The sequence below is a fragment of the Aggregatilinea sp. genome (genome assembly GCF_036822615.1).
Taxonomy (GTDB): domain Bacteria; phylum Chloroflexota; class Anaerolineae; order Aggregatilineales; family Aggregatilineaceae; genus Aggregatilinea.
Map to the genome: position 1 here is coordinate 1 of NZ_DAISHJ010000039.1, position 23,996 is coordinate 23,996.

Below are 23,996 nucleotides of genomic sequence, written 5' to 3' on the forward strand. Positions count from 1 at the left end.
TTTTGAACGTCGTTTCTACGACACCTTATCTGTCCGTTGAAACGGGGCAAGGTCAAACATACCAGACCCCCGTAGGGGCGTATTGCGATACGCCCCGTTCTCTCCCCACCCGAACCCGACTCGCTCCCCCGCCTGCTCTTTCGCCCCCTCCCCACCCCCGCACCCCATCCCGGCGCGCCTTAACTCCCAAACCCGCCCTTACAAAACTGACCACTGACTACTAACTACTGACGGCTGCCCTTGCTGCCCTCCCCCTGCCCGCCCAGCCTATCCGCAGGGGGCCAGATGGAGCAGCAAGGTTCCGCCACCTCTCCCAGCGAGAATTGCGCTGGATGGACCATCAACCGCCGCCGGTTTTCGCGTATGCTCAAGGCAGTACTGTGATGTTCGGACGTGAGCTGCACAGCAGGCGAAGCCTGCACGAAGGAGTAAGGACGATGTTGTTACTACTGCTGCTGGTTCTCATTCTGGCGCTGGCCGCGTTGCCGTCATGGCCGTACAGCCGTGGTTGGGGATACTATCCGAGCAGCGGCCTGGGGGCGGTCCTGCTGATTTTGCTCCTGCTGTTCGTGTTCGGAGTCTTCTAACCTGACGCCCCGCTGAACCCAGTCAGGATCGCTTGATCCTGTTAGCCCTCCCTCAAATCGCCCGGCGGTTTGGGGGAGGCATCGTTTAAACCCCTGCCCTCCCCCCGCCCGCCGCACCGCGCGGCCCCGTTGTCCGTATAACACAGTGAATGGAAACGCTCAACCACAGGGGGAAACGATGCAGGTTCTTGACAAGAGTTATCAGGCCAGCGAGGTGGTCAAGGATCCCTCGCTCATGAACGACTTCTACGGCTACGGCATCCTGATCGACGTGTCGATGTCCAACCGCTACGACAACATGGTGCGCGCCCTCAACACCCTGGCGGCGGATTGGGAGGTCGTCTCGACGGCCAAGGACGACACACGCCTGATCATCCTGCTGCGGCGGCTCGAAAAACCGAAGCGCGCGGTCGATGCTCCGGACGCCGAAAACGGCTAAAAACGCTTCACGCGTTAAAACCGTCAGGTTAAATATCGTTAACAAAAAAGAGGGTGCGTCTGCACCCTCTTTAACCTCGCCATAACCTCGGATCAGCTCGCCGCGGCGGCGCTGGCGAACGGCTCCGCCAACCCCTCCAGCTCGCTCCACGGAATGCTGATGGTCTGCGGCCCGGCGGCATAGGCGGCCACCTGATACGGCTCGAAGTAGAAGACCAGCGCGTCCGGCGTCACCACCCAGTTGGCGTAGTTGGCCGGGTCCGGCGCGGTCCCCTGCGCGATCCAACCGGCGTCGGTCATTTCGCTGAGCTGCTCGGTCGCCTTCGCCTGCGCGACCGGCGCGATCACTGCCAGCGGATCCGTGCCCGGCTGGAACAGGTCTTCCAGCGCCAGCACCTTCTCGTTCGCCAGATCGAACACAAACGACTTGAACGTGGTCATGCCGTGCGCGCCTCCCGTGAAGGTGTAGACCGTGAAATTGTAGCTCACGAGGGTGTCGGAAAAGTCGAACGTCTCGTAATCGGCCTGGAACGCCCAGATATAGCCCGGCGTGGGCATGAACCCGGCGCTGAGCAGCTCCGTGATATAGCTGTTGCGGGCCTCGGTGAAGTAATCGTTCACCACCTGATCCGCGAAGGGATACGCCGTCAACTCCAGCGGGTAATGGACGGTGAAGTCCAGCCCGTTGCGCAGCGTGCAGGTTTCCGCGTCGGGATCCCACCAGCCCCCCTTGCTCAGGCAGTCGTCTTCCTGCGCGAATACCGGCGCGGCCAGGGTGAGCACCAGCACCAGAGTCACCAGTCCAACAATCCACTTCTTCACGCTGTCCGTCCTTTTACTGATAAGCCCGTTCTAGATGAAATCTCACCTTAGATCCTAAGCCAAACCGGCGGCGCGATCTTCTGCGCTTGCCCTGCGTTGAGGGAAACTCACGCCCGTCACACCCAATAGTTGTTGCCGAACAGCGCGACCCACAGCAGCCCGCTGAGCACGTGCAGCGCCAGTGCGGAATAGGCGATCACGGCACGGGCCTGCATCTTCGGCCCCCGGCCAAACAGGTAGGGCCGGTTCTGGCGCACGAGGAAAAACAGCGCCGCAATGGTCCAGATCAGCAGCGCGATCTGCCCGCTCCACGTGAAGTTGCCGTGCCCACGCCGGTAGCCCGTCTCGGCCAGGAAATAGGTGTAGAACGCGCCGAACAAAAACACCACGAACGAGAGCGTAAAGAAGCGGTCGCGGATCGCGTCCTTGAAGTACATCGCGTACACCAGCGTCGGGAACACGATCGACGACACGAACAGCACCAGCAGGCTGCTGCCGCGCGCGAACGCCTCCATGATCTCGAAGGGCGCGAGCGTGATCGTGCTGTCGGAGGTGGGCACGCCGTAGTCGTACGGCTCGAACATATAGGTAAAGGCGTACTGCCAGATCAGCACGGCCACCGACGGGATCGCAATGCCCCAGATCACCTGCTTGAGCCGGACCGGCTGCTTACGCCAGAGGCGGTCGGCGGTGATGACGCCCGCCGCCGGGAGCAGCGCGATCACGTAATTGGGCTTGGCAAGCGCCGACAGCACGATCAGCAGGGCCGTGAACGCCGTTTCGCGCGGGGTGACGACCTGCTCCGGGCCGGGAAACAACATCCGCGCGGCCATCCAGGCGGCCAGCAGCGCGAACGGCTCCAGAACCAGCGCGGTGGGGTTGTGCAGTGGGTTGAGCGGAACGTAACCCAGGTACAGATCGCCCTTCTCCCAGGTCGCCAGCGTGATCGGCCCGATCACCAGGCAGCACAGCGTGACCAGCGTCAGGCCGAAGCCCGCGCGGATGCTGAGCGCCCTGCCCCACGTGATGCGCGCCAGCACGAAGATCGCGTCGGCGAACACGGCCCGCCAGGTCAGCGTCGAAATGAAGATCAGGGTGCGAATCGACAGGTCCGGCACGACGGTATCGATCAGGATCACGAACGCATGGTACAGGAAGTGCGCCGCCTTGAGCGAAGTGGTGTCCTTCATTTCCAGCGCCAGCCGGATATGGAAATCGTAGTCACCGATAAAATCGGGGTAGCGGTTGAACGCGTAGGCGTAAAGGCCCACCGTCAGGGCCAGGGTCAGGATCAAAAAAAGTCCCTCGACCCGGTAACGGGTGAGGAACGCGCCCAACCGGTTTTGGGCCGCCTCTTCCGGGCGGGTATCTGTCGAAAAGCTCACCAGCATCCTCCTTCGCCGCGCACCAGGACGGCAGGCGGCAAAAGCTCCTCATCGCCCCGGCCCGCCGCCAGTCTGCGCGGGCGCGGAACGATAGAGGAGCATGGGTTTGTGGAAGGCATTGCCGTTTGTACAGAGATCGGGCGGCAAAATCGTGTCGCTAAGGCCGCTTCAGGTGGCGGACACCCTCCGACCCGGCCACAATCACGTCGCGCGCGATGCCCAGGAATAACCCGTGCTCGACGATCCCCGCTCGGCTCTGAAGCTGCTCGGCCAACGCGTACGGATCGGGAATCTGGCCGAACGCACAGTCGATAATGTAGTTCCCCTGGTTGGTGATATGCGGCTGGCCTTCGGGCGTGAGCCGCATCGACGTTTGCGCGCCGAGGCTGCGCAAAAACGTATCCTGCGTGGTCCAGCCAAACGGGATCACCTCGACCGGCAGCGGGAACCGGATCCCCAGCCCCTCGGAGATCTTCGACTCGTCCACGATGATCACCTCGTGCGCCGTGGCCTGCGCGACGATCTTTTCGCGCAGCAGCGAGGCCCCGCCCCCTTTGATCAGGTCCAGGTGAGGGTCTACTTCGTCGGCCCCGTCGATGGTGAGATCCACCCGCGGATTCTCGTCGAGCGTCGTCAGCGGCACGCCCGCATCGATGGCGTGCTCCTCGATCCAGATCGAGCACGGAACCCCAACAATGTTGCTCAGCTTGCCCGATTGCAGGCACTCGGCGATGTAGCGCACGGCCTCAAGCGCCGTCGTGCCCGAACCGAGGCCCAGGATCATGCCGGAATGAACGAACGTATCGACCGCATACACCGCGGCCTGCCGTTTCAGGGAAAGCGTAGTAGAAGATGTATCTTTGCCAGACATCGCAACTGCTCTTTTCGCATGGTGTAAGGAACTGGCTGTCATCTGAATAGGAATTGTACCGGAGGCAGCCCGATCTGCGCAGGATCAAAGCCGTAAAACACCCAGCCGTTCTACAGCAGCGACGCGACCACAAAAATCAGCGTGACCACCACCGCCCCAAACAACACCGCCCCGGCGACGATATAGACGATGTGAATCGGGCGCTCGCGGCCAAAGCTGTACGCTTCCAACCGCGCGGCCTGGGCCTTGAGATCCCCTTCCAGGCGGGTCACGTCGGCTTTGGCTTCCAGCAGGTTGATCTGTAACGCCTGCCGCTGCTGATCCAGATCAGAGGCGCGATCGTTGAGGCTGCGCTCGCGGGACATGCTGTCGTCACGGATCTGGCGCTCGCGCACGGCAGCTTCTTCGAGCGCCTGCTCCAACGAGGCGACGCGGTTCTGGGCAACTTCGAGCGCCTGCGTCACGTACTGGAGCTGCGTTTGCAGCGCCGCGACGGTCGCCATTTCATTGGCGCGGGAGGCGGCGACATCCACACTGACAGAGGAGGATCGCCAATCGTCGGGGGCCGGAGGCAGGCCCGCCCAGTCGTTGAGCTGTTCGCGGTGCAGCGTATCGATGATCGCTTCGCGGTCCTGCCCGGCATCGCGCAGGCTCTTGACCATGCGCAGCACGCGCTGATCGTGCTCGGTCATGATACGCGGCTGGCCTTTGGGCGGGGTCGCAGAAGGTGAGAGGAAATCCCGGTATTCTCTGGTCCAGCGGCGCAGGGTGTCGCCGGATACTTCGATCAGCTTGGCTAGCTCGGCGGGATTCACGATCGTCTCTCTCGCTTCTACGCGGCACTGACTTGCATTGTAGCACAAGGTGCACGCCTGTGCTCACCTGTGCGAAGGGTCTGCAAAGGGTTACACCGGGTATGCATAGGGTACGCGCATACCCACCGCGATACCCTGGCAGGGTGGTAAAAGGGGGTCTTGCAAAAGGGATCGCCCTACCCCGCCACCTCCTACAAGGGTTTACACCGGGCGTGCCTAGAGTCTGTACATACCCATTGCTTCGCAACCCTTACTTATGCTAGCATAGTGCTAGCACTTTCTCACACCCGTTTTTTGGACAACGAAAAGGGCAGGGCATCATGGGTAAAGTTCGCCAGACCCGTCAGGGCATCATGATCCGCTTCGATGAATACGACGCCGACTTGGTCGATTGGCTCGGCCAGTACGCCCAATCCCAGACCATGACCAGGATCGTGAAGCTGGCGTGTTACCTCTTTGCCGGGCTGCCCGTGCCCGCCACCCTGGAAAGCGTCGCGCCGGGATACGGGTATACAGCCGGTCCGCAGGACGGCTACGAAGCCCCGCCCGCCAACTGGCCCGCCGCGTATGAATCCAACGAAGACACCCTCGCCGCCGTGATGCAGGAAATCGCCGCGCTGCGCGAAGCCGTCACCGCACAGCAGGCCAGCCGGTCGGAGTGGGCCGAGCCGGTCCCCGACGAAATCCCGGCGCAGGAAGAAGCCTCGTCCATGATGGGCGACTCGCGCCGGAGGCGTCGCCGTGAAGCCAGGGCGGAGCGATACGCCGGGGGAGGGGGCGACACATGGGCCGCGCCCGAACCGGACGCCGATCCCGGCGGGGGAGCCGATGCGCAAACCGCGTCTGGCCTCGATTTCAGCCGCCCGCGCCGGTCCCGTTCCACGGCATCCTATACGCAGGACTTCCAGCCCGCCGCGCCCATCGATCCTGAGCCGGAGCCGGACACGCTCACAGACGAGTTGAGCACAGAGCAAAACTTACTCGCATCCATTCGCCGTTTTGCAGAACAATACCCGACGAGGTGTTAATCGTGGGAAAGAGGAGCCGCAAGAAAGTGTACACCGTCAAGTATCCGATCGATCTGGTCATTGACGCGGGCAACGGCACGACCTGTGTCGTCGCGGAATATCTGAAGCCCTTCATCTTTCCCAGCGTGATCCTGCAGCTCGAAGATTCCCCGCTGCGAGGCGGCCAGGGATTCACGATCCATGTTGAGCGAAACAACACACAAACGGGGAAGTGGCAGGATCGCAAATCGTTCGCCGTGGGCGACACGGCCAACATCCTGCCGGGTCTCAAGATCCGTAACACGTCTAAAGAGCGCATCGGCAGCGAATACCAGCTCATGCTGATCCTCGCCGCGACGGCCCGCGCCCTGGAAGAACTGATCGACAGCGAAGCGGACGAATTCAAAGTCAAAATCAACTGGTTGCTGAACATTCCACCCATCTATTATGGAATGAACCAGCGCATGAAAGACCTGAGCGGCAGCTATCGCGTGCAGTACGGTCCGCGCGTTTATCTGATCGATGCCGAAGTCACACAGGTGTTTCCAGAGGGAGCCGGGGCAGGGGCCACCTACATGCTCGATGAGGGCGGCGCGTTCGTCAACGAAGAGTTTGCACAGGGCCGGACCGGGGTGATCGACGTGGGCTATCGCACCATCGACACCGTGATCTTCGACGGGCCGGAGCTGCTCGCCCCCAGCGCCAAAAGCCTGACCAACAGTATCAGCCAGGTGTACCAGCTCATGCAGCGCTGGGCGATGGAAGAATTCGAAGAAGATTGGACCGAGGAACAGTGCGAAACAGCCCTGCGCAATGGCTACGCGACCCTGCGCCACACCAAAAAGCGCGTTCCGCTGGACGAGTGGATCGAGGACCTGGGCGAGCGGCTGGCGGATCTGATCGAGCGCGACGTGTTCCAGAAACAGTGGAGCGACCTGGGCGATGTGGACCGGGTAATCCTGGCCGGGGGAGGGGCGTACATGGTCGCGCCGTCCCTCAAGGATCGTTACCCGGACGTGATCGTGCTGCGCGAGGAATTCCCGCACACGGCCACCGTGCCGTACGAGCTGATGAACGCGACCGGCCATTTGCGGCTGCTGCTGGCCGAACAGACCGCGCAGTAATTTTCCGCCCCCGGCAGGCACGCACAGACGAAGCACTCGCCCCGGCGGGTGCTTTTTGCTGTCCGGCGACGCCTTCAGCGGGGCAGGGGGCAGCCATGCGGCAGGGACCGGCCCGCCGGAAAAAAGCGCGTCTGCGTGTGTCGTGGTTTTAAAAGCGGATCACTAATCTAGATCGAAGGTCCAAAAACAGATCTAATAGCGAATAATGTCCGCGTATTCGTCGTTGCCGATGTAACGCTGCACCTGTTTTTCGCGTTTTTCCGGTTCGGTGGGCATTGCGACGGCAGCGCGGATCAGTTCCGAGACGTTTTGCAGGGTCGGCAGATCGCCTTTCAACCCCCGCCAGTCGGACTTATACCACCACGTTTTAAAGAGTTTGAGATCGGTTGCCGTGTATCCGCGCCCATTTCGCCATAACCGGCTGGCGATCTTCCTGATTTTCCCCTGGTTGGCTTCAAAATCGATCTGGCAGACGTCCGCCAGCAGGCGGCAGAAGTCATTCCAATCCGCGTGTTTTTCTCGTGGAGAAGATGCCGCTTTAAAGGGGGCCGCGCTCCGGTCGCGGTCGTCGGACGGTTCCGTGTCACACGCTTCAGCGCGCAGCGTCGGACCCTTTTGGTTCATTTCGGTCTGAATCTTGAGGTCTTTTTGTGAATCGGTTTGGTTCCCGTTCAGTTCGTGAACTATCTCCTGTTCAGGATTTGAACTACCTTCGTTCAGGATTTGAACTACCTCTTGTTCAAGATTTGAACTACCTTCCGGCACGGATGGAGCAGGCGGATCGCTCGGCGGCGGCTCGCGTTTGGGCACGGGTGGGGCGGGGGCCTCATCTCGTTTGGGATTCAGCACCCGGTACTGGTTGACCGCGCGGGCGTGGCTGTGCGGCCTGAACGAGCGCAGCACTTGAATCCAGCCCTTCGATTCCAGTTCCTTCAGGTATTTGACCACTGTCGCGCGGGCCATGCTGGCGATCCTGCACAGGTGCTCGATGCTGGGCCAGGCTAACCCCGTCTCGCGGTTGACGTGCCGCGACAGGATCACGTAGAGAGAGAGAGCACGCGGGCTGAGATCGCACGAGTCGATTGCCTCGTTGTCGATCATCACAAATCCGGCGCGCGGCACGGTGGCGGAGCTTTGCACGGACATGACCCCTCCTGTGGGGCAGGCGGCACATAGGCCGCAGGCGCAGTGCGAAAACGGGTCACTGCGTCCCGCCATGTAGAGGGATTTTGGTGAGAAATTGCTGAGCGCTCACGTGCGGGGAAATTTAGAGCTTTGCCTGATTGGTGATTTCAGGTATACTCTAAACATGAGAACATACGGGATCAGATGATCCCGCTCTTTTTGGTGAGCACTCGTTTCCCTCTCTACTTGGCGGGGCGAGTGTTTTGTTTTCTAGGACATACTATACACCGTTTCTTTTGTTTGCAGGAGTCTATTTCGCCCTTAACAGTCACTCTTTACATACTAATTTTGCTACTTTTGGCCGTTAATTGCGTTAATATGGGCATTGGAGCCTACTTAGCGCAAAGGAAAGGCCATGCCTGCACGCGATTTTGTTCCCCGCTCCCTGGTCGTTTTGTTCCTGTTCGTGTCCGCAGTGCCCCATCTTCCCGCCACCACCGCCGCCGCGCAGTCCGCGTGCGGTGACCCTGCCACGCCGATCCACGAGATCCAGGGCAGCGGTGAGCGTACGCCTGTTGGCGGCGAAGCCGTGACGGTCGAAGCCGTGGTCGTGGGCGACTACCAGGATCCGATTACCGGGTTCAGCGGCTTTTTCCTGCAAGAGGAAGACGCCGATGCGGACGGCGATCCCGCCACGTCTGAGGGGATCTTCGTATACGACGAGCGGAACCGGCTGGACGTCCAGGTGGGCGACGTGGTGCGCGCCGAGGGCACGCCGTTTGAAGACACCACCGACAGCTCCATCCTGACCGTGCTGCGGCGGCTGGACAGCCTGACCGTGTGCGGCAGCGGAGCCACCGTGACACCCGCGATCGTCGTGATGCCGATCATTTACCCTGAAACGTGGGAGCGCTACGAAGGGATGTTGGTCACGTTCCCCCAGGCGCTTATCGTGGACGAAAATTACAACCTGGGGCGCTATGGCGAGTTGACGCTTTCGCCCGAAGCCCGCCTGATGACCCCCACGCAGGTCGTGCGCCCGGGTGAGGGGGCGCTGACCGTCGAGGCGGCGAACGCGCTGAACCGGATCGTGCTCGACGACGGGCTGAACGTCCAGAATCCCGACCCGGTCCTGTACCCGTCCGTGGGCCTCAGCGCCGCCGATACGGTACGCTCCGGCGACATGGTGACGGGGCTGACCGGCGTGCTCGATGAGCGTTTTGGCGTTTACCGCGTGCAGCCGGTCGGCCCGGTGACGTTCACCCCGGCCAATCCGCGTGTAGCCGTCCCGCCGGAAGTCGGCGGATCGCTGCGCGTGGCGAGTTTCAACGTGCTGAACTACTTCAACGGCGACGGGGCAGGGGGCGGTTTCCCGACGTCGCGCGGGGCGGACGATCTTGAGGAATTCGAGCGCCAGCGGTCCAAGATCGTCAGCGCGATCCTCGCCCTGGATGCGGATATCGTCGGCCTGATGGAGATCGAAAACGATGGCGACGGGCCGGAAAGTGCCGTCGCGGATCTGGTGGCCGGGCTGAACGACGCGGCGGGCGCTGAGGTGTACGCCTATGTGCTCGATCCAGTCGATTACCCGCTGCCGCAAGACGGCGCGGACGAGATCAAGACGGCGCTGATCTATCGCACCGCCACCGTGACCCCGGTCGAGCTGCCGATCACGGATCTCGATCCGGTCTTCAGCCGTCCGCCCGTGGCGCAGACCTTCGAGCAGATCGCCACCGGGGAGCGCCTGACAGTGATCGTCAATCACTTCAAGTCGAAGGGCTGCGACGGTGCGCAGGGCGCGGACCGCGACCAGGGCGACGGGCAAAGCTGCTACAACGCGACCCGCGTCGCCCAGTCGCAGCAGCTCGTAAACTTCGTGGACGAGCTGCAAACCCTGACCGGCGACCCCGACGTGCTGATCATTGGGGACCTGAACAGTTACGCGAAGGAAGACCCGATTGCCGTGCTGGAGTCGGCGGGGCTGGGCAACCTGATGGCCCAGTACGAGGGCGACACGGCCTATTCGTACGTGTACATGGCCGCGGCGGGCACGCTGGATTACGCCCTCGCAAGCGGCCCGCTGATCGATCAGGTCATGGGTGCGGCGGTGTGGCACATCAATGCCGACGAGCCGCGCGTGCTGGATTACAACGAGGAATATAAGTCCGATAATCAGATTGATCTGTTCTTTGCGCCGGACATGTACCGCGCCTCGGACCACGATCCGGTGGTGGTGGGCTTCAATCTGGGCTAACCGGACAATCTGCGGCGGGGGCGGTCGTGCAGGTTGCCCCCGCCGCGAAAGATCGGATCAGTCGGATTATTCCGATTGCTCAGAGTTGTCGGATCGCTCCGATGGTTCCGATCGATCCCATCGATCGGATTGATCGGGGCAGGGCGCGGCCACCCTCATAGGGTTTCGTAGGGGCGTATTGCGATACGCCCCGTTTTTTGTGCCCTGACCCCGCCCGCTCCTGACCCTCGAACACCGTAGGGGCGGGGCTTGCTCCGCCCGTTTTTCCCCTTCCCTCCGCTTGCGTGGGGGAAGGGGCCAGGGGATGGGGGGCCATAAGGCCATAACAGCCCCTACAAACCCCGTTGAGACGGCTTGTCTCCCGGGCCGGGGGGTGAGGTCGCGGTGCTGTTCGGCGGTGCGTCTGCGAGCATTCGGGAAGGCCATAAACAGGCCAATTTGAGGGGAAAAACAGGCTTTGAAAGCCCTATATAAAGCTTTGGGCGGATCCTTCGGGGTCCGCCCAAACTTTGATGTCAGTATACAGCCTAGTCTAGCGTGACGCCTCATTTCAGACCAAATTTTGGGGAACCTAAATCGAGCCGAAACGGGGCATGATGGGAGGGCGTAAGCGCTGCAGCGCCGCACCCGTATCCATGATACGAGCTTGAGGAGGAAATCAGCATGAGCGACGAAACGACAACCCTGCCGGGCGCCACCTACCACCTGCACCCGATCGGGACGGTGCGGCACGCCGAAGACGGCGTACACCTGACGATCGACGCGCCCTATCGCGCCGGGCTGGCGCAGCTCGACCAGTTCAGCCACGCGATTGTGTTCTGGTGGGCCAACGCGCTCGATACGCCGGACGACCGCGCGCGGCTGGTCACGGATCTGCCCTACGCGCCGGGCGTGGAGGCCGGGGTGTTCGCCTGCCGGTCGCCGTATCGCCCGAACCCGATCGCGGTGACGGTCTGCCCGATGTTCGGCCTCGATGAGCGGTCCGGCGACATCCTTACCCCCTGGATCGATGCCGCCGACGGCACGCCGATCCTGGACCTGAAGCCCTATATCCCCATGTCCGACCGGGTGCGCGAGGTCGAGGTCGCGCCGTGGCTGCGCGGCTGGCCGGATTACGCGGAAGACGCGGCCACCTTCGACTTCTCCGCCGTCGGCCTGGACGAGTAGAGCAGGGTAGGGCGCAAAAAAACGGGGCGGGTCATCAAACCCGCCCCTACAAAACCCCTGAACGGCTGCTTGTCTCCCCTCTCCAACTTGATTGGAGAGGGGCCAGGGGTGAGGTCGTGGTGATAACCGGATTAATGGTAGACCACACCCGCCGCCCGCATCACCCCTCGCAGAGCGTGAACTCGCGGCGGGCCATCACCTGCCCGTTGACCTGGATCTCGATGGCATGGGCGCCCGGATAATACCGGCGCGTGGTAACGGGGCGGAAGCTGTGCCGCTTGACCACATTCAACGCCCCGCCCGGCGGCAGCGCGAGTTTGGTCAGCTTGAAGACCTTCGGCGTCGGCTGGCCGTTGGCGCGCATCAGGTGCACGATGTAGTCGATCACGAGGTTCTGCGTCTCCCCGCTCGATGAGTGCACCGCGAACGAAAACGTCATCTCTCCTCCGGCGGGCACTTCGTCCGGCTCCACGAACAGATCGCGGACCTCGTACTGCCCGGTGTGCGCGTAGCCCAGCAGGGCCAGCGCGTCGGGATCGCCTTTTTTGACCAGCGTGCGCAGCCCCTGGGTGATGATCCGCTGCATTTCGGGCGTGTCGTGGGCTTTCCAGCGGCTCAGCACGTCGATCACGACCTGGGGGTTATCCTTGCTGATGTCGTTGAGGTTGTTCGCCACGCTGCGGCGCACGTATTCTTCCTCGTCCAGCTTGAGCCGGTCGAGAATGGGCAGGATCGGGGCTGGATCGAGCTTGAAGACGGGCAGGGCCATGCCCCACGGCAGGCGCGGGCGGCAGCCCTCGCTGGCGAGGCGGCGCACGTGCACGTTCTCGTGATGCGCCCAGGCTATCATCTGTGCCATCATGCGATCGGGATTCTGCGCGATGAAGGGCCGCACGGCGAATTCGGCGCTGCCGATCTGGGTGAACTGTTCCAGCGCGGGCAGCGAGGCGTCCCACTCGCGCAGGCCGTACACCTCCACGAAATCGGGAAACACCATCGCCAGGAATCCGAACGAAACGGGCGCGCGGGCGGCGTCGCGCAAGATGCCGAGCGCCTCCCCGTAGGAGGAAGGCAGCAGGGCGCGCAGACAGGTCGTGACGTGCCGCATCCGGGCTTTGAGTTCGAGCGATTCCCAGTCCGGGTTGAAAACCGACGCCATCAGCGCGGCCCGGTCGAAGGGGGGATAAACGTTCCCTACGGCCTGTGCCAGCACATCGACGGATTGCTCGTTAAAGAGGTTCTTGAGAGGTTCCGGCATGACGGTCTTCCAGTGTCGCATGGCCCGCATCCCACGGTTCAATTTACGGGACGGAAATTAGAACATAGGTTCATGACCTGAGCAAAATTCCGGGGAGCCGGGGTGAGGTTTTCCCGCTCATTCCCACCCCGCCGACTCGCACCCGCACCCTTTTTCCGGTTTTACAGGATTGCGCACGAGAAACAAAAACGGGCAGGGTTTTCACCCGCCCGTGCGAATTTCCGGTTCTATGCGGCTTGCTAGCCCCCGTGACGCGCCTCGACCTGCCACGCGACGTGCTCGGCGGTGATCGCGTCGCCGTCGATGGCGCGGGCGCGCTGGGCGTTGCGCTGGCGGTTCTGCTGGATGCGCCACTGCCGGTAGCGGTCCGGCCCGCCGACGAGGTGATCGAGGTGCGCGGTCCCGCCGCGCCGCACGATCTCGGCCTGCTGGTGCAGATGCCGCCGCAGCCGGTCGGGTTCACCCTGCCACTGCGCGAGCACCAGGTCCAGCTTTTGCGCGAAATCGGCCAGCAGGCCGCTGGTGCGGGCTTCGTCGCGCAGCATGGTCTGGATCGCCTCGCGGTCGGGATGCAGGGCCAGCAGTGGGTTGCGGTAGATGTCCAGAATGTTCGGGACGGGCGGTTCGGCCAGCTTGCGCGACCGGTAGCGGGCTTCGAGATCGAGCACTTTTTGCGCCCAGGCCGCGTGAGGCCGGTGGTACTCGATTTCCGCCTGCAGCGCGCGCTGCATTTCGGGACGGAACAGCAGGCGCGGATTCTGCTTCAGCTCACCGATCAGTCGCGTCTGTTCCTCGACGTCGATGCGCGGCTGCGGCAGCGCCAGCAGCGAGGGCAGGGCGATCTCGATCCGTCGCGGCGCGACCGGCGGTGGCTCTGGGTGTGGTTCCGGGGGCCGGGCCGGGTGCGGCGTCTCGTCGATCGCCAGGGCCAGCGGCGTCAGCCCCAACTGGCGCAGGCGCGATCCCGGTTCGTAAGCGGTGCTGGCGTAGGGCCAGGGCGTATGTGTGAGTTCTTCCCAGCGCGGCCCTACCACGCTGGCGCTTTTATACGTGCCGAAGACCCGGCCATGTGGGCCGAGAAGATTATACCGGCTGCCTTTACGGCGTATGGTGTAACGCGGCTCCTCGTGTGGTGAGGTGGTGCTTTGCTGGCTGTGCGGTTCAGCGGACTTGAATGATGGGCCTTGACTTTCGGACGGTGAATAACGGACTTCACGCAGATCGGGCAGTTGCGGATCAGCCACTTAAATAATCTCCTGGCTAGACTGCGTTTGTCTGATTCCATTGTAGCGCAAACTAGGGGCCAGGTAGGTTAGAATTTGCTTGAAGTTGTATTGAAATGGTTTAGGTTCCGTTGGATAGGGAAGGGTGATGCACATTTCGATCGACACCATCCTGGTTGCCCTGTCACTGCTGCTGCTGGCGAGCATTGCGGCCAGCAAGGTTTCTGTGCGGTTGGGGATTCCTGCGCTGCTGCTCTTTCTGGGCATCGGCATGTTGGCCGGGTCCGAGGGGCCGGGCGGCATCTACTTCGACGACGCCTGGCTGGCCCAGTTATTGGGCGTCGTCGCGCTGACTCTGATCCTGTTCTCCGGCGGGCTGGACACGCAGATCGCGGACATCCGGCCCGTGTTGGGGCAGGGCCTCGTCCTGTCGACGGCGGGCGTGCTGATCACGGCGCTGGCGGTCGGGTGGTTTGCGACCCTCGTGCTCGATTTTTCGTTCAAAGAGGGCGTCCTCCTGGGCGCGATCATCGCCTCGACCGATGCCGCCGCCGTGTTTTCGGTTCTGCGCGGCAGAAGTCTCGATCTGAAACACGGCCTGAAGCCCCTGCTTGAGCTTGAATCGGGCAGCAACGACCCGATGGCCGTGTTCCTCACGTTGGGCCTGATTCGCCTCGTCGAACACCCCGACGCCTCCGTGCTGGGGCTGATCCCGTTTTTCCTGCGCCAGATGATTCTCGGCACGCTGCTGGGCTTCGGCGCGGGCTGGCTGATCCGGCTGGGGATCAACCGGCTGCGGCTGGAATATGACGGCCTGTACCCGGTCCTGACCGTGGCGCTGGCCCTGCTGGCCTACAGCGCGACGTCGTCCCTGGGCGGCAACGGCTTTTTGGCCGTTTATCTGGCCGGGGTCATGACTGGCAACGACAACTTGATTCACAAGAGCAGCCTCAAGCGGTTTCACGAGGCGCTGGCGTGGCTGATGCAGATCCTCATGTTCCTGGCGTTGGGTCTGCTGGTGTTCCCGTCGCGCCTTCTCCCGCTCGCAGGCAGCGCCCTGTTGATCGCCACGTTTCTGATCCTGGTCGCCCGCCCGTTGAGCGTGCTGATCACCCTGGCCTGGACCCGTCGCGGCTGGTCCGAAAAAGTGTTCCTCTCGTGGGTAGGGTTGCGCGGCGCGGCCCCGATCATCCTGGCGACGTTCCCCATGCTGGCCGATCTGCCGCGCAGCGAAACGCTGTTCAACCTCGTGTTTTTTATCGTGCTGACCTCGATTCTGGTGCAAGGCACGTCTCTGGCGTTCGTGGCGCGCTGGCTCAAGGTCGGCGCACCGGCCCAGGCCCGGACTGCCTACCCGCTCGAATTCGTGCCGGCGGCCAGCCTCAAGAGCGAGTTGATCGAGCTGACGCTCGCGCCCGGCTCGCCCGTGATCGGCAGGCGGGTGGTCGAGCTGGGCTTTCCCGAGGCCGCGCTGATCGTGCTGCTTAATCGCGGCGGCGAGTTCATCATCCCCGCCGGATCGACCACACTGGAGGCCGGAGACACGATCCTGGTGTTTTCGGAGCGCGAATACCTGGACGACGTGCGCTCGATCATCGGCGTGCCCGCCTGAACGGCGCGCGGCGGCGATACTGGCGAGAAGCCGTGAATTAGATTATTCTGTGAGTATGAGGCTCACTTGGCGCAGGGGTGGCGCTCTCTCAACGTGTAGAGCCGTCCGGCGCGCAACTGGCACGTTTGTAATGGAACGCGGGAGCGACCGATGGAACACACGTTTTACGTCGCAAATCTGGGGCCGGACATCAACGATGAAATGGTTCAAGGTATTTTTGCGCCGGTAGGGACGATCCTCGAATCCAAGATTGTTGTTCATCCCAAAACCGAAAAGCCCAACGGCGCGGCGGTGGTGAAGATCCAGACCGAGGCCTCCAGCCAGGAGATCACGGATCAGCTAAACGGGCAGGACGTCGGGGGCCGTCACATCGCGGTCAGCCCGGCCAAACCGAACTATCCGCTGCCCAAAGCCACCCAGGAACAAAAAGACGCGGCGAAAGAAGTCGCGGAGGCGCTGGGCGAGACGGAAGAAGCCCCCTGTCGCCAGATTTTGCGGCTGGTGCGGGTATGCAGCAGCGGGTTTGCGCGGGCGATTTTGGCCGACGCGCTGGAAATGGAAGCCTCGGGCGGCCTGATGGTGCTCGACGGGACCCGGCGGCGCACGCAGGGCGGCGTGTTTTTCTATCTGGCGCGCGGACGCATGTCGTACGACTCGCAGGGGGCGATCTTCCCTCGCCGCCGCGACAAGAAGAAGCGCGACGCCGAGCTGGCCGCGGCGGAAGCCGAGAAGGCCGCGCAGCAGGGGACGACGCCGAAGCCTCCCGCTAAGGCGGGCAAGAAGCCCAAACCGGGGGCCAAAAAGAAGCATGCCGCGCCGAAGAGTAATCACAACGCCCAGCCCAAAGCCGCGCAGCCGCCGGAGCCGAAACATACCGAACCGGCGGGCGAGGCCGTGTCCGATACGCCGCCCGTCGATCTGGAAACGCTACGCTCCCAGCTTGACGAGCTTCAGCAGGCGCACCATCAGGCTCAGGCCAACCTGTCCGCGCTCCAGGCGCAAAAGGGCGCGAAGTCGATGGGGACGTTCAGCGCCATCAAACAGGTGGTGGACCTCCAGCGCCAGATCGACGAGATGCTGAAAGCCTACCCGCAGTTGAAATAACCCCTCCCACACGATTTTCCACCGGGCCGCTTGGCCCGGTTTTTTGTTTCCCCGGCCTGTTGCACGGGTCGGTTTTCCCTTCCCTCCGCTTGCGTGGGGGAAGGGGCCAGGGGATGGGGGGCCATTCCACAACCCGCACCCTGATCCCCCGGTCTCCAGTCTATACATCAAGTTGGAGAGGGGCCGGGAGTGAGGTCTGCTTTTGCCCTTGCCTTTAGCTCTCAGCTCCCCACTGCCCGCCGCTTCTGCCGCGCTACAATGAAAACCTTGACCTTCACGTTACGTCATAGTTTAGACTGGCAACCATGATGAAGGATACGCGCTATACCGTCAAACAACTCGCCCTGCTGGCCGGAGTCAGCGCCCGGACGCTGCACTACTACGACGAGATCGGGCTGCTGCGGCCCGAACGCAGCCCGGCCAACGGCTACCGGATCTACAAGCGCCCGGCGGTGCTACGCTTGCAGCAGATTCTATTTCTGCGCGAGCTGGGCCTGAGCCTGGACGAGATCCGCGCCGTGTTGGATCAGCCGGATTTCGATCTGGTGCGAGCGCTGGAACATCACCGCCGCGCCCTGCGCGAGCGCCAGCGCCGCCTGGACCAGTTGATCGAGACGGTCGAGCACACGATCGAGTCGATGAAAGGAACCCTAGAAATGGACGATAAGGAACTGTTCACCGTATGGAGTGAAGAAAAGCAGCCGGACTACGAGCGGGAGATCGAGCAGCGGTACGGCGACAAGGAACTGAAGGAATCGCGGCGGCGCTGGGGCAGCTACACCGACGCCGACAAGCGCTGGATCAAGGACGAGGGCGGGGCGATTTACCGCGATCTGGTGGCCGCCATGCCGTCCGGTCCGGCCAGCGCCCAGGCGCAGGCGGGCATCGCACGTTGGCACCAGCACCTGCGCTACTTCTACGAGCCGACGACCGAGATCCTGCTCGGCCTGGGGGATCTCTACAACGAGCATCCCGACTTCATCGAGACGTTCCGGCGCATACACCCCGATCTCGCCGCGTTTCTGCGCGACGCGATCCAGGTGTACTGCCAGGACCGCCCGGAATAAATCGGGGTCAGGACGTCTTGCACCCCGCTCCTGACCATGCTCGTGCCGGGAACTCTGCGGGGCGTCTCGCAATACGCCCCTACACCATCCTCGAACCCTGCTTGTCTCCCCTCTCCAACTTGATTGGAGAGGGCTGGGGGTGAGGTCCGCTTTTTGCTCTTGCTTCTCAGCTAATCGCTAACTGCTAACGGCTACCCGCTGCCCCCTCACAGCCACCGCGCCAGCCACGCGAGCGCCGCTGCCCGCATCTCCGGCACCTCAACGTGCCCGGACTCGTACCGGTTCATCCGCCACGCCTCCTGCGCGCCCACCTCGGCGTAAACCGCCCGCAGCGCCGCGTCGATGCGGTCCAGGCCCACGGCGGGCGTCAGCGCGTCCTGGTTGCCTTCCAGCCCCAGATGCGGCCTCGGCGCGATCAGCGCGTTGATTGTGGACGTCGTGAAGTGCTTCAGCAGCCCCGGCACGTAGTAGTACACGTTGTGCCCGTTTAGCCCGCGCGCTTCGATCAGCGCCTGCGGATCGGTCAGGCAGCACAGGTCCACGCACACCTTCACGCGCGGATCGAGCGCGGCCAGCCACCACGCCATGCTGCTGCCCATCGACATGCCCAGCGTGGCGATCCGGCCCGGATCGACGTCGGGGCGGGTGTGCAGGTAATCCACCGCGCGCAGGCTGTCGTAGACCATCATGCCCCACAGCACCTGGCCCTGCCACAGCATCAGCTTGAACTGTTCCAGCTCCGAAAGGTCGTGGCGCTCGCCGAAGCACCAATGATCGATGCACAGCACGGCGTAGCCCTGCTGCACCAGCGCCTCTCCATAGGGCGGCGTTTGCAGGTACGGTCTCGGCGCGATCAATTCTTGTTTGCCGATCTCGTACGCCCCGCCGTGCGCGTGGTTGTAGATCACCACCGGCAGAGGACCGGACGCATCCTGCGGATACATGAAATAGGCCGGGACCGGCTCCAGCCCGTTGAGGTCGAGCACCAGCCGTTCGAGCCATGCGTCACCGTGTGCCTGCCTGCCGGTGATCTCGGCGGAAATGGGGCGGTCGCGGGGCGGCAGGTCGCCCAGCAGGGCGTACAGGGCCGCACGCTGTGCGGCAGCGGTCGGGAGTTCATGGGAGGTGGGCATTAATCACGTCCAGTATTTCGTTCAGAGTAAAAGGTTTCGTGACGTACGCGCTGACGCCAAGCTCCATGCCGCGCTGGATCGCTTCTTTTTCGGCTTTGGCCGTCAGGAAAATCAGCGGAATAGTGGCGGTGATCGGGTCGCCGTGCAGGGCTTCCGCCACGCCGAACCCGTCCAGGCCGGGCAGCATGATATCGCACAGGATCAGGTCGGGGAGGTGTTGGCGCGCATGGGCCACGCCGGAGGGGCCGTCTTCCGCAACGATGACGTTGTAGTCTTCAAAGGTCAGCATCTTTTTTAAGCTGGCGCGCAGTGATTCTTCGTCTTCGATCAATAAAAGTGTTTTCATGGGATCCCGCCTTACTGCCCCACTTGGCACGACTTGATCGTGTGGTGTATCCCCTTCCCCTTCTACCCCGAAGCAGCGACCATGTAAGCCCAGGATTGGACACAACCGATCGAAGGGTACTCTATCACGATTCCCGAATAAGAGACATTCCACCCGCGCGACAGCCCGCCCGAACGCGCTATACTTTGAGAAAATCCGCAGCGTTATCTCTTTTCCAGATAAGGACCGCCACATGAAACGAATTCTCTACTCTCTGGCCGCGGCTGCATTCGTCCTGATCCTGGTGTTTGGGGCCGCCCCCCACGCGACCGAGGCCCAGAGCCACAACCCGATCACGGACGATGTCCCGCTGCTCGTGCCCGAAGTCATCTCCGTGCGCGATCACAGCACGACCGCCTTCACCGAGGGGCTGATCTTCTCGTCCGACGGCATGATGTACGAAAGCGCAGGCCTCTATGGCGAGTCCACGCTGCGCCAGGTCGATCCCGAAACGGGCGAAGTGCTCAAGTCGATCGACATCCCTGAGGAGTATTTCGCGGAAGGGTTGGCGCAGGTCGGTGACCACCTGATCCAGCTCACGTGGCAGGAAAATACGGCGTTCGTGTACGACATCGACACCTTCGAGCAGGTGGACACCTTTAGCTACGAGGGCGAGGGCTGGGGCCTGTGCTACGACGGCGCCTACCTCTACCAGAGCGACGGCACGTCCTTTATCACCCTGCGCGACCCGGAAACCTTCGACCCGGTGTTCTCCGGCCTTGTGAGCATCCAGGGCCAGCCGGTCGCCAACATCAATGAGCTGGAATGCGTCGGGGATTCGATCTGGGCGAACCTGTGGAAGACCGATTACATCATCCGCATCGACAAATCGAACGGCGTGATCACCGGCGTCGTGGATACGACCGCCCTGCTGACGGCGGACGAACGCGCCCAGCTCGGTTCGGGAGACGTGCTGAACGGCATCGCCTATAACCCCGACACGGACACGTTCCTGATCACGGGGAAGAACTGGCCCCACATGTACGAAGTGCGCTTCGTGGATCAGGCCGAAGCCGCGCCGTCCGCCGAGGCGACCGCCGCCGCGACTGAGGCGCAGTAAGTATGGCGTCCGAGCCGCCCACCGATCTGTTCGACGCGCTCAAGGGGCACAAATACATGAGCCTGACGACGTTCCGGCGGGGCGGGGTCCCGGTCGTGACGCCGGTCTGGTTCGCGGAGCAGGACGGCAGGCTGTACGTGACGACCAGCAGCACGTCGGGCAAGGTCAAGCGCATCCGCCGCGACCCGATCGTGACCGTCGCGCCGTGCAAGCCCAACGGCAAGCTGCTCGGCCACCCTGTGCCCGGCAAGGCGCGCATTTTGCCCCCGGACGAGGAATCCCTCGCGGAGCGGGCCTTGAGCCGTAAATACCGGCTGGAAAAGGGCCTCATGAGCGTTCTGCGGGTGGTTCTGCGCCGCAAGGCCGAAGGGGAAAACACGTTTCTGGAAATCCGCCCGGTGTAAGACCGCAGGCGACACAGAGGGCGGGGTCACACACTCCCCACCCTCTCGTTTTTTTATCCGTCCCGCCAACCGGGTTTTTGTAGGGGCGGGTTTCTAACCCGCCCTGCTTTTTCCGCCCCCGCCGCTCTCTCGCCCCTTCCGCGACGTATTGCCATACGCCCCGTCTTTCGCCTGCCGGACCACGCCCACCGCCGCCGATCCACCCTGCCTGTCTCCCCTCTCCAACTTGATTGGAGAGGGGCCGGGGGTGAGGTATGCTTTTGCCTTTGCCCTTGCTTTTGCCTCTCCGCTAACCGCCAACCGCTGCCTTTGCTTTTCCCTGCTACTCCGCCTCCACCTCGATCGTCATACTGATCGGGCAGTGATCCGATCCCGGCACGTCGTTGTGAATGTCCGCCGCGACGATGCGATCCTGCAAATCGGGCGTGGCGAAAAAATAATCGATCCGCCAGCCCACGTTGCGATCGCGCGCGCCGCCCCAGAACGGCCACCACGTATACGCCCCGGTCTGATCGGGATACAGGCTGCGATACACGTCTACGTAACCCTGCTCTACGATTTTGTCGATCCACGCGCGTTCTTCGGGCAGAAACCCCGTGTGCTTTACGTTGCCCTTCGGATTCGCCAGATCGATCTCGCGGTGGGCGGTGTTCACGTCCCCGCAGAAAATGACCGGACGCCCCGCCGCGCGCAGCGTGTTGATATAGGTCAGAAACGCCTCTTTGTACGCCATCTTGAACGGTACGCGCGCCAGATCGCGCCCGCCGTTGGGGAAGTAAGCCGTCAGCAGCACAAAATCGCCGTAATCCGCGACGATGGTGCGGCCCTCGTCGTCATAGTCGGGGATGCCCAGCCCCAGCTCGATGCTCAGCGGCTCGCGCTTGGTGTACAGCGCCACCCCGCTGTAGCCCTTGCGGGTCGCGGACGCCCAATAGGTGTGGTAGCCCGCCGGGTCGCACAGTGCCGGTTCCAACTGGTCGAGCGAGGCTTTGGTCTCTTGCAGGCACAGCACATCCGGTGAGGTCTGATCCAGCCACTCAAGGAAGCCTTTTTTATAGGCAGCCCGGATGCCGTTCACGTTCCACGAGAAGAGTCTTAACTGCATGCGGTTGTCCCCTGTCCGGCACTTTGCGACAATTCGTACTATGGCCTACCCGCGAAAAGCCGTCTGCGCATCGAAAGCACACGCTCTAGCATAACCGATCCGATCCTCTCGCGGCTATGGCTGTCGGAGTGTACTTGTACTGCTAATGAAAAGAGATTGGATGCGATGAATCGAAAGCTGATGCTTCAAATCGCCGGGATTGGCTGGGTCGCCGGGATGCGTGCCGCGTCTGCGCCCGCCCTGGTCAATACGTACCTGTCCCGGTTTTTCGTGCGTTTCCTGCTGCCCCAGCCTGCGCGGGCGTTCAGCAGCCCCCGCCTCACGAAGTTTCTGTGGCTGTCGGCCCTGGGCGAGCTGATCGGGGATAAGCTGCCCTTTACGCCCAACCGGACCGATCCGCCTTCTCTGATAGGCCGCACCCTGTCCGGGGCGCTGTCCGGCGTCGCGCTGAGCGCGGCCCGCCACGAGCGCCGCGAAGTCGGGGCCGTGCTGGGCGGACTGTCGGCGGTGGTTTCGTCGTTCGTGATGATGAACCTGCGCAAGACCATCGCGGACAACTCCCGCCTGCCGGATCCGGCGGTCGCGCTGATGGAAGATGGGATCATCCTGGCGGCGGCGTACAACGTGCAGCGCCAGCCGGTCTACCGCCGCGATCGCGATTAACCGGCAATCCCTCCCCGCCGTGCTTCTCATGACATCAAAACAGGGGCGCACCTCACCGGCTGCGCCCCTGTTTTTGTTGTTTCTGCTGCCCCGCCCCCACCCTGCCTGTCTCCCCTCTCCAATCAAGTTGGAGAGGGGCCGGGGGTGAGGTTGCCTTTGCCCTTGCTTTTGACTTTCAGCTACTCGCTAACCCCTGCCTGTCCCCCCTACGGAATGCAGATCTGCTGCCCGGCGTACACCCGCGAGGTGTCGTAGATGCCGTTCACCGAGGCCAGCGTATACAGCGAGACGTTGTACGCCAGCGAGATACGGAACAGGTTTTCGCCCGGCGCGACGGTGTGATAGGCCCGGCAGGTCGTTGAAGTGGTCGGGTACGTGTACGTCGGATACGTCGGGTAGGTGTAGGTTGGATAAGTCGGGTACGTCGGATAGGTGGGATACGTCGGGTAGGTTGTCGTCGGCGTGGTCGTCACCGATTCCACCGGCAGCGACAGAATCCCCACCGTCGCGGTGATGTAGCCCGCGTTGACCCAGCCGGTCTGCCCGCCCGACAGCGAGATCTTGACCCACGAGCCGTCCGAGTTGCGCGACAGCAGGCTGGCCGTCGTGCCGCGATAGACCGAGGTCACCTTGGCGTACCACCAGCCCGGACCGCTGCGCACGTTCAGCGCGCCGGTCGTCACGGTCGCGTAAGCGCCCGGCGGAACCGTGGTCGGTGTCGGGACCTGCCCGCCTTCGACCGGGAGATTCCAGTACGGGTAACCCGTGCTGAGATAGCCCACGTTCACCCAGCCCACGACGCCGTTATCCAGCGACACTTTCACCCATCGCCCGTCCGCGCTGCGCGTCCCGGCGAAATACAGCACCGCCCCCCGGTACACGGCGAAGATCGAAGAATACTGCGCGCCTGGGCCGCTGCGAATGTTCAGCGCACCGGTCGTGACCACGCCATACGCCCCGGTCGAGGGCGTGGAGGGGCTGCTCGGTTGGGCGCTCGTCGCCTGGAGGCAGATCGATCGCACCCACCCGCTCGCACCGGACACGTACACGGCGGTCCAGTTCGTGCCCTGCGCGGAGGTCGTGCCGCCGGTCGATACCGTCTGGCTCTGGTAGAGCACGGCGACCTTTGAGGCATAGATATCGGGTGAGCTGTGAACGTCTTCGGCCACACACGTCACGGTGGCCGTGCCTGTTTGCGCGGACGCTTTGCCAAGCGGCGCGATGCCGGCCATGAGGGCCGCGACGATGACCACAGCCACCACGACACGCGTGCTAAGTGACGCTAGCTTCAACATGGTGGTTCTCCTGGATGCTGTAACCCATTTGGCTTTGCCTTATCTGGCTTGTTACTCACAGTCTAGGGTAAAACCTGTCTGAACTCAATGGG

23 protein-coding genes are annotated in these 23,996 nt (G+C 62.8%); 12 read left to right on the forward strand and 11 right to left on the reverse strand.

Annotation, left to right across the window (positions count from 1 at the left end; all coding sequences use genetic code 11):
• Positions 1–437: 437 nt before the first annotated feature.
• Entirely contained in the window at positions 438–587 is a 150-nt protein-coding gene (locus V7116_RS12860) for a DUF3309 family protein (RefSeq protein ID WP_324392336.1), read from the forward strand.
• Positions 588–765: 178 nt separating this feature from the next.
• A complete protein-coding gene (locus tag V7116_RS12865; protein ID WP_324392337.1) occupies positions 766–1,026 on the forward strand; it encodes a hypothetical protein in 261 nt (86 codons plus the stop codon).
• 92 nt (positions 1,027–1,118) lie between these two features.
• Here V7116_RS12865 and V7116_RS12870 read toward each other — a convergent pair whose 3' ends face one another.
• The 4 genes from V7116_RS12870 to V7116_RS12885 all read right to left on the reverse strand — a co-directional run bounded on the left by V7116_RS12870 (position 1,119) and on the right by V7116_RS12885 (position 4,918).
• Positions 1,119–1,847, reverse strand: coding sequence for a DUF3298 and DUF4163 domain-containing protein (locus V7116_RS12870; protein WP_324392338.1), 729 nt, complete (start codon positions 1,845–1,847; stop codon positions 1,119–1,121).
• Positions 1,848–1,963: 116 nt separating this feature from the next.
• The gene (locus V7116_RS12875) at positions 1,964–3,232 is read right to left on the reverse strand and encodes a hypothetical protein (protein WP_324392339.1); all 1,269 of its coding nucleotides are present in this window, start codon (positions 3,230–3,232) and stop codon (positions 1,964–1,966) included.
• 157 nt (positions 3,233–3,389) lie between these two features.
• On the reverse strand, positions 3,390–4,103 hold the full coding sequence (rpiA, locus tag V7116_RS12880; RefSeq protein WP_324392340.1) for a ribose 5-phosphate isomerase A: 714 nt from the start codon (positions 4,101–4,103) through the stop codon (positions 3,390–3,392).
• A 110-nt stretch (positions 4,104–4,213) separates the two neighbouring features.
• Positions 4,214–4,918 (reverse strand): MerR family transcriptional regulator, encoded by a 705-nt coding sequence (locus tag V7116_RS12885; protein ID WP_324392341.1) that lies wholly within the window; start codon positions 4,916–4,918, stop codon positions 4,214–4,216.
• A 320-nt stretch (positions 4,919–5,238) separates the two neighbouring features.
• Here V7116_RS12885 and V7116_RS12890 point away from each other — a divergent pair, with 320 nt between their 5' ends.
• Both V7116_RS12890 and V7116_RS12895 read left to right on the forward strand, forming a co-directional pair.
• Positions 5,239–5,946, forward strand: coding sequence for a hypothetical protein (locus tag V7116_RS12890; protein WP_324392342.1), 708 nt, complete (start codon positions 5,239–5,241; stop codon positions 5,944–5,946).
• 26 nt (positions 5,947–5,972) lie between these two features.
• Positions 5,973–7,049, forward strand: coding sequence for a ParM/StbA family protein (locus tag V7116_RS12895; protein ID WP_324392343.1), 1,077 nt, complete (start codon positions 5,973–5,975; stop codon positions 7,047–7,049).
• Between the two features lie 192 nt (positions 7,050–7,241).
• Here the strand turns inward: V7116_RS12895 and V7116_RS12900 are convergent, their stop codons facing one another.
• Positions 7,242–8,195, reverse strand: a complete 954-nt coding sequence (locus V7116_RS12900) for a helix-turn-helix domain-containing protein (RefSeq protein WP_324392344.1) — start codon at positions 8,193–8,195, stop codon at positions 7,242–7,244.
• Between the two features lie 394 nt (positions 8,196–8,589).
• On the opposite strand from V7116_RS12900, the gene V7116_RS12905 reads away from it, so the two are divergent.
• Both V7116_RS12905 and V7116_RS12910 read left to right on the forward strand, forming a co-directional pair.
• Positions 8,590–10,428, forward strand: a complete 1,839-nt coding sequence (locus V7116_RS12905; protein ID WP_324392345.1) for an ExeM/NucH family extracellular endonuclease — start codon at positions 8,590–8,592, stop codon at positions 10,426–10,428.
• A gap of 663 nt (positions 10,429–11,091) precedes the next feature.
• Positions 11,092–11,595, forward strand: a complete 504-nt coding sequence (locus V7116_RS12910) for a TrmO family methyltransferase domain-containing protein (RefSeq protein WP_324392346.1) — start codon at positions 11,092–11,094, stop codon at positions 11,593–11,595.
• Between the two features lie 160 nt (positions 11,596–11,755).
• Here V7116_RS12910 and V7116_RS12915 read toward each other — a convergent pair whose 3' ends face one another.
• Both V7116_RS12915 and V7116_RS12920 read right to left on the reverse strand, forming a co-directional pair.
• On the reverse strand, positions 11,756–12,874 hold the full coding sequence (locus tag V7116_RS12915; RefSeq protein WP_324392347.1) for a DNA alkylation repair protein: 1,119 nt from the start codon (positions 12,872–12,874) through the stop codon (positions 11,756–11,758).
• A 218-nt stretch (positions 12,875–13,092) separates the two neighbouring features.
• Positions 13,093–14,097: a hypothetical protein gene (locus tag V7116_RS12920; RefSeq protein WP_324392348.1), complete on the reverse strand. Its 1,005-nt coding sequence runs from the start codon at positions 14,095–14,097 to the stop codon at positions 13,093–13,095.
• 127 nt (positions 14,098–14,224) lie between these two features.
• Between V7116_RS12920 and V7116_RS12925 the strand changes: the two genes are divergently transcribed.
• The 3 genes from V7116_RS12925 to V7116_RS12935 all read left to right on the forward strand — a co-directional run bounded on the left by V7116_RS12925 (position 14,225) and on the right by V7116_RS12935 (position 17,859).
• A complete protein-coding gene (locus tag V7116_RS12925) occupies positions 14,225–15,688 on the forward strand; it encodes a potassium/proton antiporter (protein WP_324392349.1) in 1,464 nt (487 codons plus the stop codon).
• A gap of 150 nt (positions 15,689–15,838) precedes the next feature.
• Positions 15,839–16,792 carry a hypothetical protein gene (locus V7116_RS12930; protein WP_324392350.1) on the forward strand — a complete coding sequence of 318 codons (954 nt, stop codon included), beginning with the start codon at positions 15,839–15,841 and terminating at the stop codon, positions 16,790–16,792.
• A gap of 305 nt (positions 16,793–17,097) precedes the next feature.
• Positions 17,098–17,859 (forward strand): MerR family transcriptional regulator, encoded by a 762-nt coding sequence (locus V7116_RS12935; RefSeq protein WP_324392351.1) that lies wholly within the window; start codon positions 17,098–17,100, stop codon positions 17,857–17,859.
• A gap of 206 nt (positions 17,860–18,065) precedes the next feature.
• On the opposite strand, the gene V7116_RS12940 is transcribed toward V7116_RS12935, so the two are convergent.
• Positions 18,066–18,992 carry a dienelactone hydrolase family protein gene (locus V7116_RS12940; protein WP_324392352.1) on the reverse strand — a complete coding sequence of 309 codons (927 nt, stop codon included), beginning with the start codon at positions 18,990–18,992 and terminating at the stop codon, positions 18,066–18,068.
• A complete protein-coding gene (locus V7116_RS12945) occupies positions 18,976–19,338 on the reverse strand; it encodes a response regulator transcription factor (protein WP_324392353.1) in 363 nt (120 codons plus the stop codon). The genes V7116_RS12940 and V7116_RS12945 overlap by 17 nt, the downstream gene beginning before the upstream one ends.
• A 232-nt stretch (positions 19,339–19,570) precedes the next feature.
• On the opposite strand from V7116_RS12945, the gene V7116_RS12950 reads away from it, so the two are divergent.
• Together V7116_RS12950 and V7116_RS12955 are read left to right on the forward strand one after the other, a co-directional pair.
• Positions 19,571–20,437 (forward strand): glutaminyl-peptide cyclotransferase, encoded by an 867-nt coding sequence (locus tag V7116_RS12950; protein ID WP_324392354.1) that lies wholly within the window; start codon positions 19,571–19,573, stop codon positions 20,435–20,437.
• Between the two features lie 2 nt (positions 20,438–20,439).
• Positions 20,440–20,841, forward strand: a complete 402-nt coding sequence (locus tag V7116_RS12955) for a PPOX class F420-dependent oxidoreductase (RefSeq protein WP_324392355.1) — start codon at positions 20,440–20,442, stop codon at positions 20,839–20,841.
• Between the two features lie 322 nt (positions 20,842–21,163).
• Here the strand turns inward: V7116_RS12955 and V7116_RS12960 are convergent, their stop codons facing one another.
• Positions 21,164–21,946 carry an exodeoxyribonuclease III gene (locus V7116_RS12960; protein WP_324392356.1) on the reverse strand — a complete coding sequence of 261 codons (783 nt, stop codon included), beginning with the start codon at positions 21,944–21,946 and terminating at the stop codon, positions 21,164–21,166.
• 165 nt (positions 21,947–22,111) lie between these two features.
• Here V7116_RS12960 and V7116_RS12965 point away from each other — a divergent pair, with 165 nt between their 5' ends.
• Positions 22,112–22,609, forward strand: a complete 498-nt coding sequence (locus tag V7116_RS12965) for a DUF4126 family protein (RefSeq protein ID WP_324392357.1) — start codon at positions 22,112–22,114, stop codon at positions 22,607–22,609.
• A gap of 206 nt (positions 22,610–22,815) precedes the next feature.
• Here the strand turns inward: V7116_RS12965 and V7116_RS12970 are convergent, their stop codons facing one another.
• Complete coding sequence (locus V7116_RS12970; protein WP_324392358.1) at positions 22,816–23,904, reverse strand: SH3 domain-containing protein; 1,089 nt, start codon at positions 23,902–23,904, stop codon at positions 22,816–22,818.
• Positions 23,905–23,996 lie beyond the last annotated feature (92 nt).

Excerpts from the sequence above, each read along its gene's own strand:
- V7116_RS12860 (WP_324392336.1), top strand. The coding sequence starts at position 438 with ATGTTGTTACTACTGCTGCTGGTTCTCATTCTGGCGCTGGCCGCGTTG.
- V7116_RS12865 (WP_324392337.1), top strand. The coding sequence starts at position 766 with ATGCAGGTTCTTGACAAGAGTTATCAGGCCAGCGAGGTGGTCAAGGAT.
- rpiA (WP_324392340.1), bottom strand. The coding sequence starts at position 4,103 with ATGTCTGGCAAAGATACATCTTCTACTACGCTTTCCCTGAAACGGCAG.
- V7116_RS12890 (WP_324392342.1), top strand. The coding sequence starts at position 5,239 with ATGGGTAAAGTTCGCCAGACCCGTCAGGGCATCATGATCCGCTTCGAT.
- V7116_RS12900 (WP_324392344.1), bottom strand. The coding sequence starts at position 8,195 with ATGTCCGTGCAAAGCTCCGCCACCGTGCCGCGCGCCGGATTTGTGATG.
- V7116_RS12905 (WP_324392345.1), top strand. The coding sequence starts at position 8,590 with ATGCCTGCACGCGATTTTGTTCCCCGCTCCCTGGTCGTTTTGTTCCTG.
- V7116_RS12910 (WP_324392346.1), top strand. The coding sequence starts at position 11,092 with ATGAGCGACGAAACGACAACCCTGCCGGGCGCCACCTACCACCTGCAC.
- V7116_RS12915 (WP_324392347.1), bottom strand. The coding sequence starts at position 12,874 with ATGCGACACTGGAAGACCGTCATGCCGGAACCTCTCAAGAACCTCTTT.
- V7116_RS12925 (WP_324392349.1), top strand. The coding sequence starts at position 14,225 with ATGCACATTTCGATCGACACCATCCTGGTTGCCCTGTCACTGCTGCTG.
- V7116_RS12930 (WP_324392350.1), top strand. The coding sequence starts at position 15,839 with ATGGAACACACGTTTTACGTCGCAAATCTGGGGCCGGACATCAACGAT.
- V7116_RS12935 (WP_324392351.1), top strand. The coding sequence starts at position 17,098 with ATGATGAAGGATACGCGCTATACCGTCAAACAACTCGCCCTGCTGGCC.
- V7116_RS12940 (WP_324392352.1), bottom strand. The coding sequence starts at position 18,992 with ATGCCCACCTCCCATGAACTCCCGACCGCTGCCGCACAGCGTGCGGCC.
- V7116_RS12945 (WP_324392353.1), bottom strand. The coding sequence starts at position 19,338 with ATGAAAACACTTTTATTGATCGAAGACGAAGAATCACTGCGCGCCAGC.
- V7116_RS12950 (WP_324392354.1), top strand. The coding sequence starts at position 19,571 with ATGAAACGAATTCTCTACTCTCTGGCCGCGGCTGCATTCGTCCTGATC.
- V7116_RS12955 (WP_324392355.1), top strand. The coding sequence starts at position 20,440 with ATGGCGTCCGAGCCGCCCACCGATCTGTTCGACGCGCTCAAGGGGCAC.
- V7116_RS12960 (WP_324392356.1), bottom strand. The coding sequence starts at position 21,946 with ATGCAGTTAAGACTCTTCTCGTGGAACGTGAACGGCATCCGGGCTGCC.
- V7116_RS12965 (WP_324392357.1), top strand. The coding sequence starts at position 22,112 with ATGAATCGAAAGCTGATGCTTCAAATCGCCGGGATTGGCTGGGTCGCC.
- V7116_RS12970 (WP_324392358.1), bottom strand. The coding sequence starts at position 23,904 with ATGTTGAAGCTAGCGTCACTTAGCACGCGTGTCGTGGTGGCTGTGGTC.